This is a genomic window from Bacillus sp. EB106-04-02-XG92 (assembly GCF_058791995.1).
This window is the reverse complement of sequence record NZ_JBYTEA010000013.1, coordinates 46,466-62,130: the sequence shown is the minus strand read 5'-3', so window position 1 is coordinate 62,130 and position 15,665 is coordinate 46,466. Positions and strand designations below refer to the sequence as shown.

Annotated in this window: 14 protein-coding genes; all 14 read left to right on the top strand. The window is 33.8% G+C overall.

Annotated features, from left to right (window positions below; genetic code table 11):
* The first annotated feature begins 2,118 nt into the window (after nt 1-2,118).
* Complete coding sequence (locus AC3WVA_RS24245) at nt 2,119-3,072, top strand: hypothetical protein (protein WP_098521692.1); 954 nt, start codon at nt 2,119-2,121, stop codon at nt 3,070-3,072.
* Between the two features lie 19 nt (nt 3,073-3,091).
* Nucleotides 3,092-4,591: a hypothetical protein gene (locus AC3WVA_RS24240; RefSeq protein WP_098521691.1), complete on the top strand. Its 1,500-nt coding sequence runs from the start codon at nt 3,092-3,094 to the stop codon at nt 4,589-4,591.
* Between the two features lie 16 nt (nt 4,592-4,607).
* On the top strand, nt 4,608-5,057 hold the full coding sequence (locus AC3WVA_RS24235) for a hypothetical protein (RefSeq protein ID WP_158318327.1): 450 nt from the start codon (nt 4,608-4,610) through the stop codon (nt 5,055-5,057).
* 24 nt (nt 5,058-5,081) lie between these two features.
* Nucleotides 5,082-5,477, top strand: coding sequence for a DUF4320 family protein (locus tag AC3WVA_RS24230; protein ID WP_097841301.1), 396 nt, complete (start codon nt 5,082-5,084; stop codon nt 5,475-5,477).
* A 230-nt stretch (nt 5,478-5,707) separates the two neighbouring features.
* Complete coding sequence (locus tag AC3WVA_RS24225) at nt 5,708-6,934, top strand: S-layer homology domain-containing protein (protein ID WP_492322226.1); 1,227 nt, start codon at nt 5,708-5,710, stop codon at nt 6,932-6,934.
* A gap of 122 nt (nt 6,935-7,056) precedes the next feature.
* Nucleotides 7,057-9,411 carry a hypothetical protein gene (locus AC3WVA_RS24220; RefSeq protein ID WP_492322225.1) on the top strand — a complete coding sequence of 785 codons (2,355 nt, stop codon included), beginning with the start codon at nt 7,057-7,059 and terminating at the stop codon, nt 9,409-9,411.
* Between the two features lie 122 nt (nt 9,412-9,533).
* Nucleotides 9,534-9,695 (top strand): hypothetical protein, encoded by a 162-nt coding sequence (locus tag AC3WVA_RS24215; RefSeq protein WP_048530121.1) that lies wholly within the window; start codon nt 9,534-9,536, stop codon nt 9,693-9,695.
* A 390-nt stretch (nt 9,696-10,085) separates the two neighbouring features.
* Nucleotides 10,086-10,946 (top strand): Flp pilus assembly protein CpaB, encoded by an 861-nt coding sequence (gene cpaB, locus AC3WVA_RS24210; RefSeq protein WP_492322224.1) that lies wholly within the window; start codon nt 10,086-10,088, stop codon nt 10,944-10,946.
* A gap of 16 nt (nt 10,947-10,962) precedes the next feature.
* The gene (locus tag AC3WVA_RS24205) at nt 10,963-11,781 is read left to right on the top strand and encodes a CpaE/TadZ family protein (RefSeq protein ID WP_098521686.1); all 819 of its coding nucleotides are present in this window, start codon (nt 10,963-10,965) and stop codon (nt 11,779-11,781) included.
* 16 nt (nt 11,782-11,797) lie between these two features.
* The gene (locus tag AC3WVA_RS24200) at nt 11,798-13,231 is read left to right on the top strand and encodes a TadA family conjugal transfer-associated ATPase (protein WP_492322223.1); all 1,434 of its coding nucleotides are present in this window, start codon (nt 11,798-11,800) and stop codon (nt 13,229-13,231) included.
* Nucleotides 13,224-14,156 (top strand): type II secretion system F family protein, encoded by a 933-nt coding sequence (locus AC3WVA_RS24195; protein WP_492322222.1) that lies wholly within the window; start codon nt 13,224-13,226, stop codon nt 14,154-14,156. Before AC3WVA_RS24200 ends, AC3WVA_RS24195 begins: the two co-directional genes overlap by 8 nt.
* Nucleotide 14,157: 1 nt before the next feature.
* Complete coding sequence (locus AC3WVA_RS24190; RefSeq protein ID WP_492322221.1) at nt 14,158-15,024, top strand: hypothetical protein; 867 nt, start codon at nt 14,158-14,160, stop codon at nt 15,022-15,024.
* A gap of 42 nt (nt 15,025-15,066) precedes the next feature.
* Nucleotides 15,067-15,270: a hypothetical protein gene (locus tag AC3WVA_RS24185; protein WP_000956355.1), complete on the top strand. Its 204-nt coding sequence runs from the start codon at nt 15,067-15,069 to the stop codon at nt 15,268-15,270.
* Nucleotides 15,271-15,303: 33 nt separating this feature from the next.
* Nucleotides 15,304-15,507 carry a hypothetical protein gene (locus tag AC3WVA_RS24180; protein WP_000879955.1) on the top strand — a complete coding sequence of 68 codons (204 nt, stop codon included), beginning with the start codon at nt 15,304-15,306 and terminating at the stop codon, nt 15,505-15,507.
* The last annotated feature ends 158 nt before the right edge of the window (nt 15,508-15,665 follow it).

The window sequence follows — 15,665 nt, the reverse complement described above, 5'->3', positions numbered from 1 at the left end:
TTTTTTCAAGGTTGTTAATGAGTATTTATGCTTATTGTATTAAAGGTGTTAACATGAAATTGATATTTAGAGCTAGTTTTCTCATTACATGTCAATGTCTGTTGATGTGTCAATGTTAGTGTGTATCACAAAGGGGCTTATTCTTGCCCATATGACATCAATAATGTTTAATTGTGTATAAAGATTATAGTTTTATATACAAAAGCGCCAGATCTCTTGAAGTGATCATCTAAATATGGTAGTACGCTAAAAGGTTTAATTGACATATAAAAGTTAGTTTAAATGAGAGTGGCGAGGATTCCAATGGATAATCCCTTAAATCTACACTACTATCATTAACATGAGGTTGATATTAAAATATCTTACTATATTCTATTGTCAATTTCATGTTAACTAAAATAATGAAATGTTAATACGATAGTTTCATATAGGTTATTGATAACTTGAACTTTGTACATGATTAGAGGTTTTATATCTTGTGGTAATTATATAATTTATTTATTATAATTTCAGGTTACAGAATTAAAAGCTATTAACAGTGTTTCTATTAAAAAAGTGCTTTCCTATTGTTTTTTATAAATATTTATACTTAATATAGCTAAGATGTTGATATGAAATTAACATTTACCACGGGTTTTGTTGTTACATGTCAATGTCGGTTGATATATCAATGTGAGTGAGTTTTTCAAGGAGGATTTTCTTATTCAAATGATATCAATAATAGGGATAATGTAGTTTTGAAAGTTCAAATGGTATATAAACATCCTGGTATTTCGTACAAAAGCTCCAGGTCTCTCGAAGTAATCATTTAAATAAGTGATACGTTAAAAGATTTGAATGACATGTAAAAGTTAGTTTGAATGAAAGTGACAAGGATCTGAATGTATAAGTGCTTGATTTCGTGTGTATAATTAACATGTAAACGATTATTGGTTGAATCTGTTGCAAATACCTGCACCACTATTATTAACATAAAATTGAATTTAAATACTTTACAATATTCTATTGTTAACTTCATGTTAGACAAAATGATAAAATGTTAATGTGATAGTATATTAATAGATTGAGATTTGCATTTGATTAGAAGTTTTATATTTAGTTAATAAGTAATTAATTTATTAAATGTTTATATTACAGGATTAATAGCTACGAATAATATTACCCTTAAAACGTTTTTTTAATTATTAATGATTATTTGTACTCATTGCATGGAAACTGTTGATATGAAATTAACATTTCTTTTCGGTTTTTAATTGACATATCAATGTCAGTTGATATGTCAATGTGACTTCAGGGTGCGGAATTGGTTTTTCTTGTTCATATGACATCAATAATAGAGATAATGGAGTTTCGAAAGTTGAATAATATATAAAGATTATAGTGTTTTTTATGAAAGCTCCAGATCTCTTGGAGTAATCTTTTGAATATAGTGGTCTGTTAAAAGAATTTATTGAAATGTAATAGTTTTTCTACATTAAGATGATAAAAATCTAAATGTATATTGATATTAACAGATGGTTATTTATAATTTTTCTATTAATAATTGTATCTTATAAGATGTTAATGATATTTAATATATATACTTATTCTATTAAAATGTTGATATGAAATTAACAATTCTCCTTGGATTTTTCTTTACATATTAATGTCGGTTTATATATGACTGTGAGTGTAATTAATAAAATGTGCTTTTATTGTTTACATAATATTAATATGGGGGTGATTGTATGTTAAGCAGTTTTAAAAATTTAATCGTAAATAAAATTACGAGATTTTGCTTTAATTATTGCAGATTTTAAGTAAATAATCTTCTGTAGATTGTATTATTCTAAAAATTGTTTGATTAATATAGAAGTTTATGTAATTAACTGTATTTTTGAGTTTAGATACATGGAAGTATAGAGAAAGAAGAATAGATATATGTGCACAAGGATGTAATAAAGCTATTGACTTTTAAAAATTATAGCTTTATTCTTATGTGTGAATGACAATTATTCAAGATTAATATACAAATTAATAGATTTAATTTCTAGCTAAACGGACACACCGAAGGCACATAACCTGCCATTGGTGTGTCTTTTTTTGTATATATAACATTTGAGAGGGAGAATCCAGGCTATGAAGGAAATTGTAAACCTGAGTAAAAAGAGATTTACAAAGTATTGTGAGGATAATACAACATTTGAGGAAAGTATTAATCGAATGATTAATCATTACTTTTTGCAGTTAGGTAATAGAACTAATATCTTACAAGCAAGAGAATTTAATAACGAAGTTGAAGAACAAAAATTTAAAAATAATGTAAAACGTTTTGAAACTTTATTCCCAGCAGCAGCTAAGAATGCGTTTTTAAAAGGGTATCAACTTTGCCTAGAGTTTATATATCATCCTGAAACACAAATTCCAGACAATTTATATACTAATCCTAACTTTATAAAAGATATTCCTTTTGCCTTAGCGAATGCATCTGAATTTGAATTATACGAAATTATTCGCACAGATGAAACACAGGAGTTTTGTGTGTTTGCCGTACGAACATATGAGGGGATTCATCCATTACTAGAACAAGTATTCTGTGAAATCGCATTCGCTGGTGCTGAATGTGCTTTTGAACATGAGCGATTGGAAAAAGGTTTTGAATTAGAGAAAGGTGAGATTACCTCGTTAATCAAAGCTCCTATAGATCGTCTTTTTGCTATTACGCCTTCAATTAATGGAGTTGTTGTGCATGCAGAAGAGCATTGTGAGATCTGGAATCTAAATTGGAATAGTAAAGTAACAATTGACGATCCTTTTATTGAGGTTGCTGAGGTTACATTTATTTATCAAACAAAGGATATGATTCAAAAAAATATTGAAGATGGTGTTTTATACTACAGCATTCTTTATCTTGATACACCTTTACATGAAATACAAGATCGATTAGAAATACGAGTAAAACTAAATTCTGATTTTGGGGCACCACGTCCAATGGAACAAGTTGAAATGGAGTATATTCTGAATGAGATTATTGGGAAAGTTCATCTTCAGGCACAAATTCCAATTGAAAACATGATTTTAATCCAACGTTAGAGTTTGTAGGAGGTTAAGTATGGTGAAAAAAATTGTATTAGCTATTAGTGATACTGTATATACGGCATATTTACGTGAGGATTTTATTGGTGCGGGATTTGAAGTAGCTGATAGTGATGTGATGCACATCAAGTATCTAGATGAAATTCTAGATACTGAACAACCCAATATTTTATGTATTAATGACAAACGATTAAATATTGATGCGGGACATGAAGAGAAACGAGAACTAATTATTTTACAGAAGCTAAGAGATATTCGCTTTAATCGAGATATTCGTATTGTGGTATTTACAGAGCGTGAAAATGATGATGAGTTTTTGGCGAAACTGATTTATCTTGGTATCTATGATATTTTTAACTCTCGTAAAATTGATATTGATAATAAAGTCATTCCGCAGTTGCTACAAGAATCGGATATTAAAAATGTAGCGGAAATTATAGGAGCAAGTCAGGCACCGCAACAAACAAAGTTGCCTGAGGTTCCTGTTGATGAGGAAGAAGAGGGCGTATCAAGTGAATTAGAGGAAGGTGGCAACAGTGAACCTGCCTCTAAATCCAACAAACTATTTAAAAACAAACAAAAGCGTAAGTCTGTTCCAGAGGAGACGCCCAAAGCACCTATTATAAAAAAACAGTATAAATTGGCTTTTGAGCCGGTATATGAGAAACAAATAGGTATTGCTATTCCAAGAAGAACAATTGTTGTGGCCAGTATGAACAGAAGAAGTGGTGCTACTTTTGTTTCGCATCTTTTAGCAGCTTATTTAAATGAACTACGGATTGATGTGAACTATATAGAGAATTTATATGATGATGGCTATACGTATCCGTTACTAAAGGGATATACAGAAGCACCAGAAAACTATCGTAGTGAATTTATGCTACAGCGGTATAAGGAGATGCTACAGAAGGAATCTGATATATTATCAATCCCAAAATGGAAGCAAGGCAAAATAAATTATATTGTAAAGAATCCTATAGTGGACCAAGAGCTAAAAAAAGAAACAGAGCATGACTTTGACCATTTTATTAAGGTATTATTGGCTAACCAAGAAGCGCCTATATCTATTATTGATGCGGGGTACGATTGGGATAAAGATTTATACCATGAAATATGCGAAATGGCAGATTATATCTTCTTTGTAGCAGAACCAGATCTGCATCAATTGCTAAAGATAGCACATCCTCTTACACAAAAGGAGAGAAAGCTTGTTTCTTACTTAGCTTTAGAGAAAACGAGGATCATTGGGAATAAGTTTTCTCCTGCACTTTTAAAGCAGGAAGTAGTAGAAGAATGTTTTGGAGATAAGTTATTAACGGCTCTACCACCATATTCAGTTGAGGATGTATTTGAATCTCAACTGAATAGCAGTACGTTACTATCTAGTCGGAACTATTATAAAGAGCTAGAGGGGAAAATGAAGGAAATAGCAGAGCTAATGCTACCAAATCAATTGTTGAATCAAAAGAAAGGTTCCATTTTAAGTGGGTTTCGATTTCGGAAGTCTGAAAGTTAAGGGAGGATGAAGAGGAGTGCAAAAGTTTATTGTTGCAGCAAGTATGTTGCTGTTATTTGTAGGGTGTCTATTCTTTGTAACTGATATGGTGATTGGAGATACAACACATACTGATAATAAATCTTCTTTAGAAAGGGGCGGAGAGATAGCATTGGCTAAGTCTGTAAAAGTAGGTACTCTTCGTGCAGAAGAAGAACTAGCTATTGATCCAGAAAAAGCGAAACAAGAGTTTGAAAAGGCGTATAACAGTAATGCGGATTTTAAAGATCCGGCATCAAAACGTAACTTCATTGTCCATGCTGTACAAGAGAAACCAGCAATGATTGCTGTCGAAGGTGATGCAGAAGCTGCTAGTTATTTTAAGCAATTTAATGAGAAAAAAGAAACGATAAAGAGTATAGCAAGAAGTATTATTATCTACGATGCGAATGCAAAAGAAAAACAATTAGGTGGAAACGTAAAATAAAGAAAAAGAGTAGGTGCATTAAGAATGCAAAATACAGTAACTACGGCTCTATTCCTTTCCCTTTCTTTATTATTAATTAGTCTTTTACCCGAAGGCGTTTTGTATGGAATACAGTTGGTAAAGGCACATAACTTTGCTGCTGATATGGTAGAAATCGCAGAGAATAAGGGTGGATTTCAATATGATTACAATGGGAAAAGGGTTGATTTAGTCCCTGGGATAGAGAAAAGAATGAAAGAAGAAAAGATGGATGGCTGGAAGTATGAGTATACAAAGGGACGGATTGATCATAATCAATCCCTTTCTTTCAAAGTGAAAGCAGAACACCATTTCTTCATATTTAAGCTAATTGGGGTAGAGGGTGTAAAAGCTCCGATATGGGCGGGTAAGGAAGGATTGGGACAAGTTTATTTTAAATAGTGGAAGTAAAAATTCTAAGGTTCATACTTAAAAACTATGCTTTTTAGTATAGTTTTTTGCCAGAAATATATAAAATGCATTACAAGTCTTTTTTTTATAAAAATATTACTCTTGAAAACAACAGTTATATAAATTAATTAATTTATATGTTAAATTATCTGGATTTTACGTTTAAATTCGGTACAATAAAAGAATCTATGAAAAAACTAATATATTTGGAGGAAAAAACAATGGCAAATAAATTTTTAAAAACAGCAACAGTACTAACAATTATGGGTACATCACTATTAGGAGCAGGAGCATTTACAGCAAAAGCGGCTGATAACACAGATTCATTAAAGTTCAATGATGTTCCAGCAAATCATTGGTCTACAAAAGCTATCTATGATCTAGCAAACCGTAAAGTAGTATCAGGATACGGAAATAATGTTTTTGGTTTTGGTGACAATGTAACTCGTGGACAAGTCGCTCGTATGATATATGCATATGTAAAACCAATAGATGCAGATGCTAGTTTTAAAAATCCATTTACAGATATTAAAGGACATATGTTTGAAAAAGAAATCTTAGCACTTGCTAAAGAGGGGCTTGTTGCTGGTTATGGCGAGGGGAAATTTGGTCCAGATGACATTCTAACTCGTGAACAAATGGCGCAGGTACTTACAAATGCTTTTAAATTTAAAGCAACTAAAACAAAAACAATATTCACAGACGTGGATAAAAACTCTTGGGCATATAATGCAATTAATGCATTAGAGGAAAATGGTGTTACAGCTGGTACAGGAAGTAATAAATATTCACCTCAAATGCATGTAACTCGTGAACAATATAGTCAGTTCTTATATAACTCTATTAATGCAGTAGAAAAAGAGGCTAAGCCAGAAGTGAAGCCAGAGACAAAGCCTGAAACGAAACCAGAAGAAAAACCAGAAGTAAAGCCAGAAACAAAACCAGAGACAAAGCCAGAAATTAAGCCAGAGACAAAGCCTGAAGTACCAGCAGGTTTAGATGAAAACCTAGTACAACCAGATTTTGATTTTCATCCATCTGCGCTAGAGAATCCTACTGTGAAAAAACAATTAGCTCCAGAAGCGCAAAATATCTTAAAAGAGATTAATAGTAAATATAACACGAATTTAAAATACACTAACTTAAATGGTGCTGTAACTATTCTAGATAAAGGTATGTATTACCCAGAAGGTTCATATGCCGGCGGTCAATTTGTAGTAGAAGGTGGAGGAGATACTTTTAAAATTGGATTTTTAGATAATAATCCAGCAACTGTAGAATTAACAAAAAAATGGGTTACTTACTTAACGGGGTTAGACTTGAATCAGGAGATTCAAAATGCTGTTGATTCAAAAACAATTAATAACTATCAGAAAGGTAATTTTAAAATTCGTATTGGAAAAACTATGATTCGTGATACAATGTCTATTTTAATTGAACCTAAATAATCTTATAATAGGATTATAAGATTAAAAATTAGATATTATATTTAATAAGATGCGGAAAGGACACACCTAACGTACCAGCTAATGGTATAGGTGTGTCCTTTTTTGTTTTAGGAGGGAAACTTATGAAATTTAAAAAAAGTTTGTTGATACTGTGTACCTCAACAACATTAATGATTCCAAGTATAGCGAGTGCGAAAAATGCTGATGTTCCTTTTTATAACGGAACAGATGATACCTCTCTTACTTCTAGATATTTGCAAATGAAAGGTAAATTTTATCGTTTTGGGAGTATTTATGCACCACCTGGCATAGATTTAGCGTACAAAGGAGATCTTAATTACCCGGCTGTTTACAATGGCTCCTTTAGTTTTGAAAACCCACAAGCAAACTTAGTACAAAGAGAAGACCTAAGTGAGCCTTATGTGCGGATTTCGAATGAAGGTTATTGGAATAGTGCTATCGTAGTTGGGGATCGTATGATAACGGAAAAAGAGCGAATTACTCACTCTATCATTTCTAATAAATATTGGGGTAATTCGCAATTTGTCCTAAATAATATAGATTCGCACACACTATCTAATGGTAATTCACCAGTATCATATGGTCTGTTTTATTGGATTCGCGATATAGCTTATCTTTCTGGTGGATATGCAGGTGCTGGAGGTGTAGATGGAGTGAATAAATATAGCCTATGGTATGTAAGAACTAGTAAACCTGAAATAAAAGAATTTAAAGTCTCTAGTGGCACAAAAGATACACCTGTTAAATTCATGTTTAACGGCTTCGAATATGTAAGTAAAGATAAAGGATATAAAGAACGTGGCCCTAAATTGGATGAAGGCAACCCGTATTCGCATATAGCAGGTGAGCGAAATCGTGTGAAATGGATGCTAGATATTACAAAAAGTGGAGAAAAAGTTCATCATCAAGAAAATTATTTACGTTCAACGCCACAAAAAGATAATCAAAAACCAAATGAAGGCGATGCAGGACGATTTACGAAAGAAGATATAAGGTGGCAACCACAAATGTGTGGTCGTTATACTGCAAAATTGAAAATCGTTGATGGGGTTCAAAGGGATTCAAATGAGAAAGTAGTTGATTTTATTGTAGATGGAAACTGTGGTACAGAAGTAACACCTAACCCAGATCCAGGTGATGAAGATGATTTTAAATATAAAATTGATTTCTCAGCTGACCGAATTGAAGGAGAAACAGCAAGGGAAGGAAAGAATATTAAAACAAGAGTAGATGTATCGCGCGATAATTTTAAGCCAGAACGTGACCAATATAGAGTAAAGGTAAATAATAATATTAATAAATCTCAGCAGGAAGTATATAGTGCTGAATCCGATAGAGATAGTGCACAGTCAAGTTTAAGTTATTGCCGTCGTAATCCAATTCATGAGAAAGATGAAGAGGGCCATGACTACTATATTGATAGAGACTGCTCTTGGGAAGAAAACAGACTGGATAATGCTGCAAGCAGGTTAGATAATGCAAGACAAAAACTAGAAAAAGAGAAGAATAAAATTAAAAAGTTAGATGTACTAGAAACGAAATATGCAAATCCTGAAACAGTAGTCGTGCTCAAGCATAACGGACAACAAGTTGCATCACAAAAGGTACGGTTAACTGAGGGAGAAAAGAAAACCTTGAACCTTGGCTGGCAACATAAGGGGAAAGGAACAATTCAAGCGGAAATTAACCCTGCAGGTAATCGAATAGATATTGAAGAAACCACTTATAAAAATAACCCTATTAAAACAGCTATCTATGCACCATCATATGAAAATGGGATGTGCGGTCTAACGAGTGTAAAAGGTGTGGTAGAATCAGTAAGTGAACGTGTATCAAAAGAGGACACAATGGGAGAAATGTTTTATGAAACATTAAGTGGAAGTATAGATAATTTAGCACCATCTAAGCTTCATTCTGGCTATGGGTTTGCGTATGAAGTAAACGGAAAATATAAAAATGACTGGAATGCAAATTATCCTGGTGTATTTGCAAAAGTAACGGCACAATATCCTTTTGCTGATGAAGGGTTAAAAACTACACAAGAATTAGACAGTGTTTTTAATACTGGCCTAACATCAAAATTCTTACCTAAAAATATGTATTTGTCTGAAATAACAGGACATGTCTTTGATAGTAAAAGACCGACTAAGTCTCTATACTGGGATGGTCAAGAAAAAATTATTGATGGTCAACGCAAATGGTATACACCAATGAAGACAAAAGATGATGTATATACATTTAATGTAGAAACAGCTCCAGCAGGTGTCAATGAAATGAGTCTATGCTTAACTGAGCAAGTAGAAATTAAAGGTGTTGCCTATGATGATTTCATAAAAAGAAGAGTATTTCCGAATGATCCATTTCCTGGAGGGAGTGGAGTAGGATGGAACTGGGTAGGTAAAGAAGAACTACTTCATAAACTGACTGATTGGTATTACATGAAAAATAGGAAATAAAATATATAATTAGATGAATCAACACAATAATATATCCATCTTAAACTAGTAGCTGAATGGACAAACCAAAGGCACATCCCTTAATGGGATGTGCCTTTTTTTCGTAGAAGGGGGAATTAGAAATGGATAAAAAGAAAAAACAACAAGTGAGACGTGCAGTTTTTATAGGGGTTGTTGCAATGATTGTATCTTTGTATATTGGAAGTGAGTTGCAAGATCGGAACGGGAAAAGTTATGCCCCTGCAAAGTATTTTGAGACGGGGACAAAGCTTGTTTCGTTCTAACAGAATAAATAATAAGATAAAAAAGAGACAACTGTTATACAATGCTGTCTCTTTAAGGATAGCAATTGACCACCCTCAAATATTTAATTACGTTAGAATGATTTCACCATGTTTCAGGGTTGATTAATTACTTGAAAACCCTGATATTAAAACGTTTTTAGACTTTTTTATTTTTAAAACCAGAGCTTTAGCATGGTGAAAATAATATTTTTTTAGAAATGATTGACATTAAACTCTATATATCATAATATTGAATTGTTATATTAAAGAAATCAAATCCAACATTTTCATATAAACTTTAGATTAGCTAAAAGGACACACCTAAGGCGCATAATGCCATAGGTGTGTCCTTTTTTGCGTTTAAAGGCTATATAAGGAGGAATACAAACATTGAAGCCATCTAAGTTTCAAAAGAAGCAGATTGCTGCGGTAGGTTTAGCTGCTGTAACAGTAGCGGGTATCTATGGATACAATTATTTTGCAGTAGAAAATGCAGTAAAACCAACTAAAATTGTTGTAGCCGCAAAGGATATACCTGCACATACAGAGATTAAAGAAGACATGCTAGTGGAACGAACAGTACCTGGTGATGCCATTCCACCGAATGCATTACGTGTAAGCAAAAGAGATGTTGTAGGGAAGTGGACAAATGATGGGCAACCCATTACCGAAAATAGCTATCTCTTTAAAAACAAAGTAGTAAAGAAAGAAGAGTTACCGGACTCTTCCATTTTAAACTTGAAAGGTGGAGAAGTTGCTTTCCCGTTACTCGTTGATTTGGAAACAAGTTCAGGGAATAGTATTATTCCTAACACATATGTGGACTTGTATTTTAAGCAGGTTGTGAAAGAAGTGGACAATGAGAAGGTTGTCTTCGGTGGGCTGTTCCAACGTGTACGCGTGACTGCTGCAAAAGATAGCAATACAGAAGATGCATTTGTGTTAGAAAAGAAAGAATCAAAAGAGGAACAAGAAGACAAACAAAAGCCAAAAGTAACGCGATTATACACACTGGCTGTTTCACCTGAACAACTTCAATACTTAAATCGTGCAAAAACACTTGGAGACGTCATTCCTGTTGCGGTCGGACAAAAGGTGGAACAAACAGGGAAAGAGTTAGAACCAGCTGAAGGATTCTCACAAATATCTGATCAAAAGAACATTTTAGACTATGTAGAGAAGCATTCGACAAATCCGATTTCTAAAAATGTAAAAGAGTATGTAGCACAGTATCTGAACGAATCCAAGTAAGAAAGGGGTTATTAAGATGGAGCGGCAAGTAAGAATTATTGCCTTTTATGCGACAAACGAAAATGTAGGAAAAAGCACATTAAGTATTGCGATAGCAAATGAGTTAGCTTATTTAGGGAAAAAGGTACTTTATGTAGAAGCAGACCAAGTAAGACCAAGCTTTGCAGTTGGAACTGGTCTCAGCCACGATAGTAAAAACATATTAGAGCTTGTAAGAAAAGAAAATGAATACAATCTCTTGCAGTATATTTGTACCAAGCAAGATTTATTAGAGAAAAAAGTGAATCCAAGGTTGATGCAAAAATTGCACGATAAGATGGATTTTCTGGTGTTTCCATCAGGTTATAGCTTAGCTCAATTCCCAGAGATCCAAAACAAAGAATTCTTTGTAACGACATTTATAGAGTCACTTGTAGATACAGAATATGACTATATCGTTCTATCAGTACCAACTGAATTATCCGAGGTGCTGAGTTATCCAATCCTATATCAATCAGATCTTGTTGTTCATGTATTAAATGGAAATCCCCGAGGTGCGTTAGCTATTAAGCGAGAATTACAGCTGATTGAAGATGCAAAGCTAACAATGCCCCGTATGATTCATGTTTTGAACATGGCAGATGAAAATTATGTAGAAGATATTGAAAAGCTTTCTTCTCAAAAAATAGCAGTAACCATTCCGTATGACAGGGATCGCACGAGTTACGAATGGGGGATGCAATTTGGTTCCCCTCAAATTAATACAAAGGTCCATCAAATTATGGAAGCAGCTGGTCTTGGTATTCCATCCCAGCAATCCTCTATGAAAAAGGGTCTCTTTGGTTTACGAAATTAAAAGGGGGACAAGGAGTATGTGGGGCTATTTACAGGAAAAACAAATCGCCTTAAAGCGAAATCGAGTTGATCTATATCACTTTGGTTACATGATTCGTTCCAAATCGGCTCGAAAGTTAGGAACAACTACAGCTCAACAAATTAAAGATATAACAGATGAAATTCGTTCGTTTTTAGTAAAAGACCATCGTGATATCCTCAGTGAATCCTTTATGAATAAAGAAAAGAGAGCAGCTGTAGAACAAATTATTAAAAGCTTTCTATTAAGCAATCAAGTCGTCATTTCAGATGTACCTTCTGAACAGTTACTGAATATGGTGTGTGACGAAATTGTGGGGTTTGGGATTATAGAACCTTTAAAAGAAGATAAGGATGTAACCGATATTTATATCAATGGCACAAAAGAAATTATTTACGAAAAAATTGGAGAGGGAGAATGTACCTTCCCTTACCGATTTGAGACGGAAGAAGAAGTGAAAGCTTTAGCCTATAAGATGGTAAACAGTACATCAGAGTCATTAAATACGGCAAAGCCATATGTGGACTGCGTGTTTCCGTATATCCGTATCAATATTGCGCTAGATGAACTTGGGGGACTCGGAACAACAATAACGATTCGTAAGAATGCGGATCACCTCCGTGCTTCTGAAGAGCGTATGCTATCTACTAATCAAGCGTCAAAAGTGATGTTGGACTTTTTGGCTGCAGCCGTGAAATCTAAAATGAATATTCTAGTTGCTGGAGCTACGGGTACAGGGAAATCAGAGTTTATGAAATATCTTGCCTCTCACATTCCGAAAGGAAAGAAAAAAGAACGTACTCTGGTAGTAGAAGATAACCCTGAATTATATTTGCATCGCATTTTTCCAGAACATCATTTTGTTCCGATGCAATGTAGGGCATCGGAAGTAGAAGAAAATACAATCGATTTTGATAGATTGTTAACAAATGCTTTACGTCAAGGACCAAAGCGATTAATTGTAGGGGAATCAAGGGGGAAGGAAGCGTTAAAAATGATTAACTTCTTCCAAACAGGACATCCTGGTTTCACCTCTGTCCATGCAAGAAGTGCAAAAGAAGCAGTTAGACGTTTAATGCTTATGTGCCTGCAAAGTGGTGCGAATATCGATGCGCAGTATTTATATGAATTAATTTCTCAAACATTCGATTTGGTTGTCTTTTTAGAAAAGAAAGATGATGGGAATCGCTATATTACAGAGATGATTGAATTATTGGATTATCAAGATGACATACAGTTCAATCAGCTTTCTCAATTTATTCCGTCAGGTGAGGAATACGATGAAATAAATGAGAGAGTAGGAAAGATTCATGGAGATCATATCGTTACAGCAAAAATGTCAGCCGAAATGGAGAAGAAATTCCGTTCTTCTACTGTAAACCCAGCTCTTTATGCACCATTCCTTTCACAACAGGAGGTGCAGTATGCATAGTTTGTTCGCCTATGGGTGTATATTTTTAATCTTTATTAGTGTAGTATTTCTCGTTTTACTTTTTGCGAAATCTAAGGGTTCTGCTCTTTCTCAATTTGTACAAGAAAATGAGAAAGAAGAAAGGCGTTTGGAATTAAGGAATATCAAAGGGATACGAATGTATCTGCCACAATCCGTTATCCAAGAAGCCCAAAAGTACGAGTGGAAATTGACGAAAAGCATGTACTGGGTATATACAATTCTTTCTGGAATGAGTATTGCAACAGTATTCTATTTTTCTTTTGGAAGAGATCCTTTTACACTGATTACCGTTTTATGTGGATTTTTAGTTCCGAGATTTCTTCTCTATCGAAGAAAAAAACGTTACTACTTGGTTGTCATTGATCGTCTTTCTATCTATATGAAGGCTGTAGCGAATGCACTTCAAATTAGTAATAACGCAAAACGGGTGTTAGTTCAGGTTAAACCAATGATGCATGAAAGCATTCAAGAAGAAATAGAAAAAGTTTCTCTTTTATTAGAAGGTGGAACTACAATGCACCGTGCATTTAGAGGATTCAATGAAACGTTTAACTTTAGGGAATTGGTATTTTTCCATGAAATGTTGGAAGTGTGTAGCCGAGAAGGCGGAGCAAATTCAGTGCAAGTCTTACTAGATATTGCAGAAGATTTCGAAAAACAAAAGCTATACCTGGCAAGATTACGTTCAAGTTTGTCGCAAGCACAACGTGCCTTTGTACAGAACTGCTTAATCGTCATTGCCATGCCGATTGTGATTATGTTGATGTCAAAAGAAGCATATGGATTTTTAGCAGGTTCTATGATGGGGAAAATCGCATTAGCGGTAAATATGTTCATTGTATTTTTCTTAGCAACCCGCGTAGAAAAGATTGCAAATTATAACCCGACAGAAAGAGGAAAATAAAGTGACTATGATTTTAGCTGTAGTGATATTCGTTGTCATGTATTGGGTATTTTCTACCTTTCTACAAAGTAAAAAAGATAACGGTAGTCTACTTACAAACTATGTAGAAAATGCAAGACGAATTGAAAAGAAGAATTTAAATCAAATGATGCTCGCTCCTTTTCAGTCATTATCACATAAGTATCTGACAGAAGAAAAGAAAGAGCAGATTCAGAAAAAATTAGAAGAAGCTGGTTTGGATACGAAACCAGAAGAATATTTGAAAATGAAGGTTGCGTATCCCATCATTTTCACTTCTGTTTTCTTGATATGTACAGTGTTTCATGATTACTACCTATTTAAAGTGGGAGTTTTGATTTCACCACTGCTTTATTTCTATCCTGATTATTTATTAAAGAAAAGAATCAAGCAGGCGATAGAAGCAAGGAAATTTGAATTACCAGAGTATCTAATTCCGATGTTGCAGCTGTTAAAAACACATACAACATTAGAAGCAGTAAAAAAGGCGCAAATATATGCAGGGAGACATCTTCGACCATATGTATCTACACTTACAGCGGAATTAGAAATGTATGCGGGTTCGGATCAACCATTTCGTAACTTTGCAGCAGCTTTAAATAGTCCAGAAGTCAATACCTTTACGATTGCATTGCAACAAGCACAAAAAACGGACAAGGTACAGAGCCTTCGTATTATGGACGCGCAGATTAAAATGATGCGAGAGCTAAAACATGAGAACTATAACCGTCTCATTCAAAATAAGCCAATGGAAATGAATAAATTTAACGTTGCAGTTATTGGCTGTATTGTGATTTATCCAATGGTTATTGTTATTCAATCCTTAATGCAAGGATTTGCAAGTATATAAGAAGCTAGTATCCCAAATTGAATAAGAAGAGGAGCAATACACATGTTAACAAAAATGAAGAATTGGTTAAAAAACGAAGACTCACAATTATCATCAGAAAATGGTATGTTAATTGCCTTGGCTGTAATTATTGTATTAGTGATTGGCCCGTTTGTATGGAAAGCAATTCAAGGCGGGTATGACACAATTCTAGCTCGATTTACAAAAGCATCAAGCAATGCAGATGTGAATACTTGGAACAAATAATAGAATTTATAAATAGATAAGGGAGTTCTAATCATGTTAGCAAAAATGAAAAATTGGTTAAAAAACGAAGACTCACAGTTATCATCAGAAAACGGTATGTTAATCGCCTTGGCTGTAATTATCGTATTAGTAATTGGGCCATTTGTATGGAAAGCAATTCAAGGTGGCTATGATACAATTCTAGCTCGATTCACAAAAGCATCAAGCAATGCAGACGTAAATTCTTGGAATAAGTAATAGAAGATTTAGATAGGGAATTCCTTATTTATTCAATTCTTAAAATCAATATATAAAGGAGAAAGAATAATATGTTGGCGAAAATGAAAAATTGGTTAAAAAACGAAGACTCACAGTTATCATCAGAAAACGGTATGTTAATCGCCTTGGCTGTAATT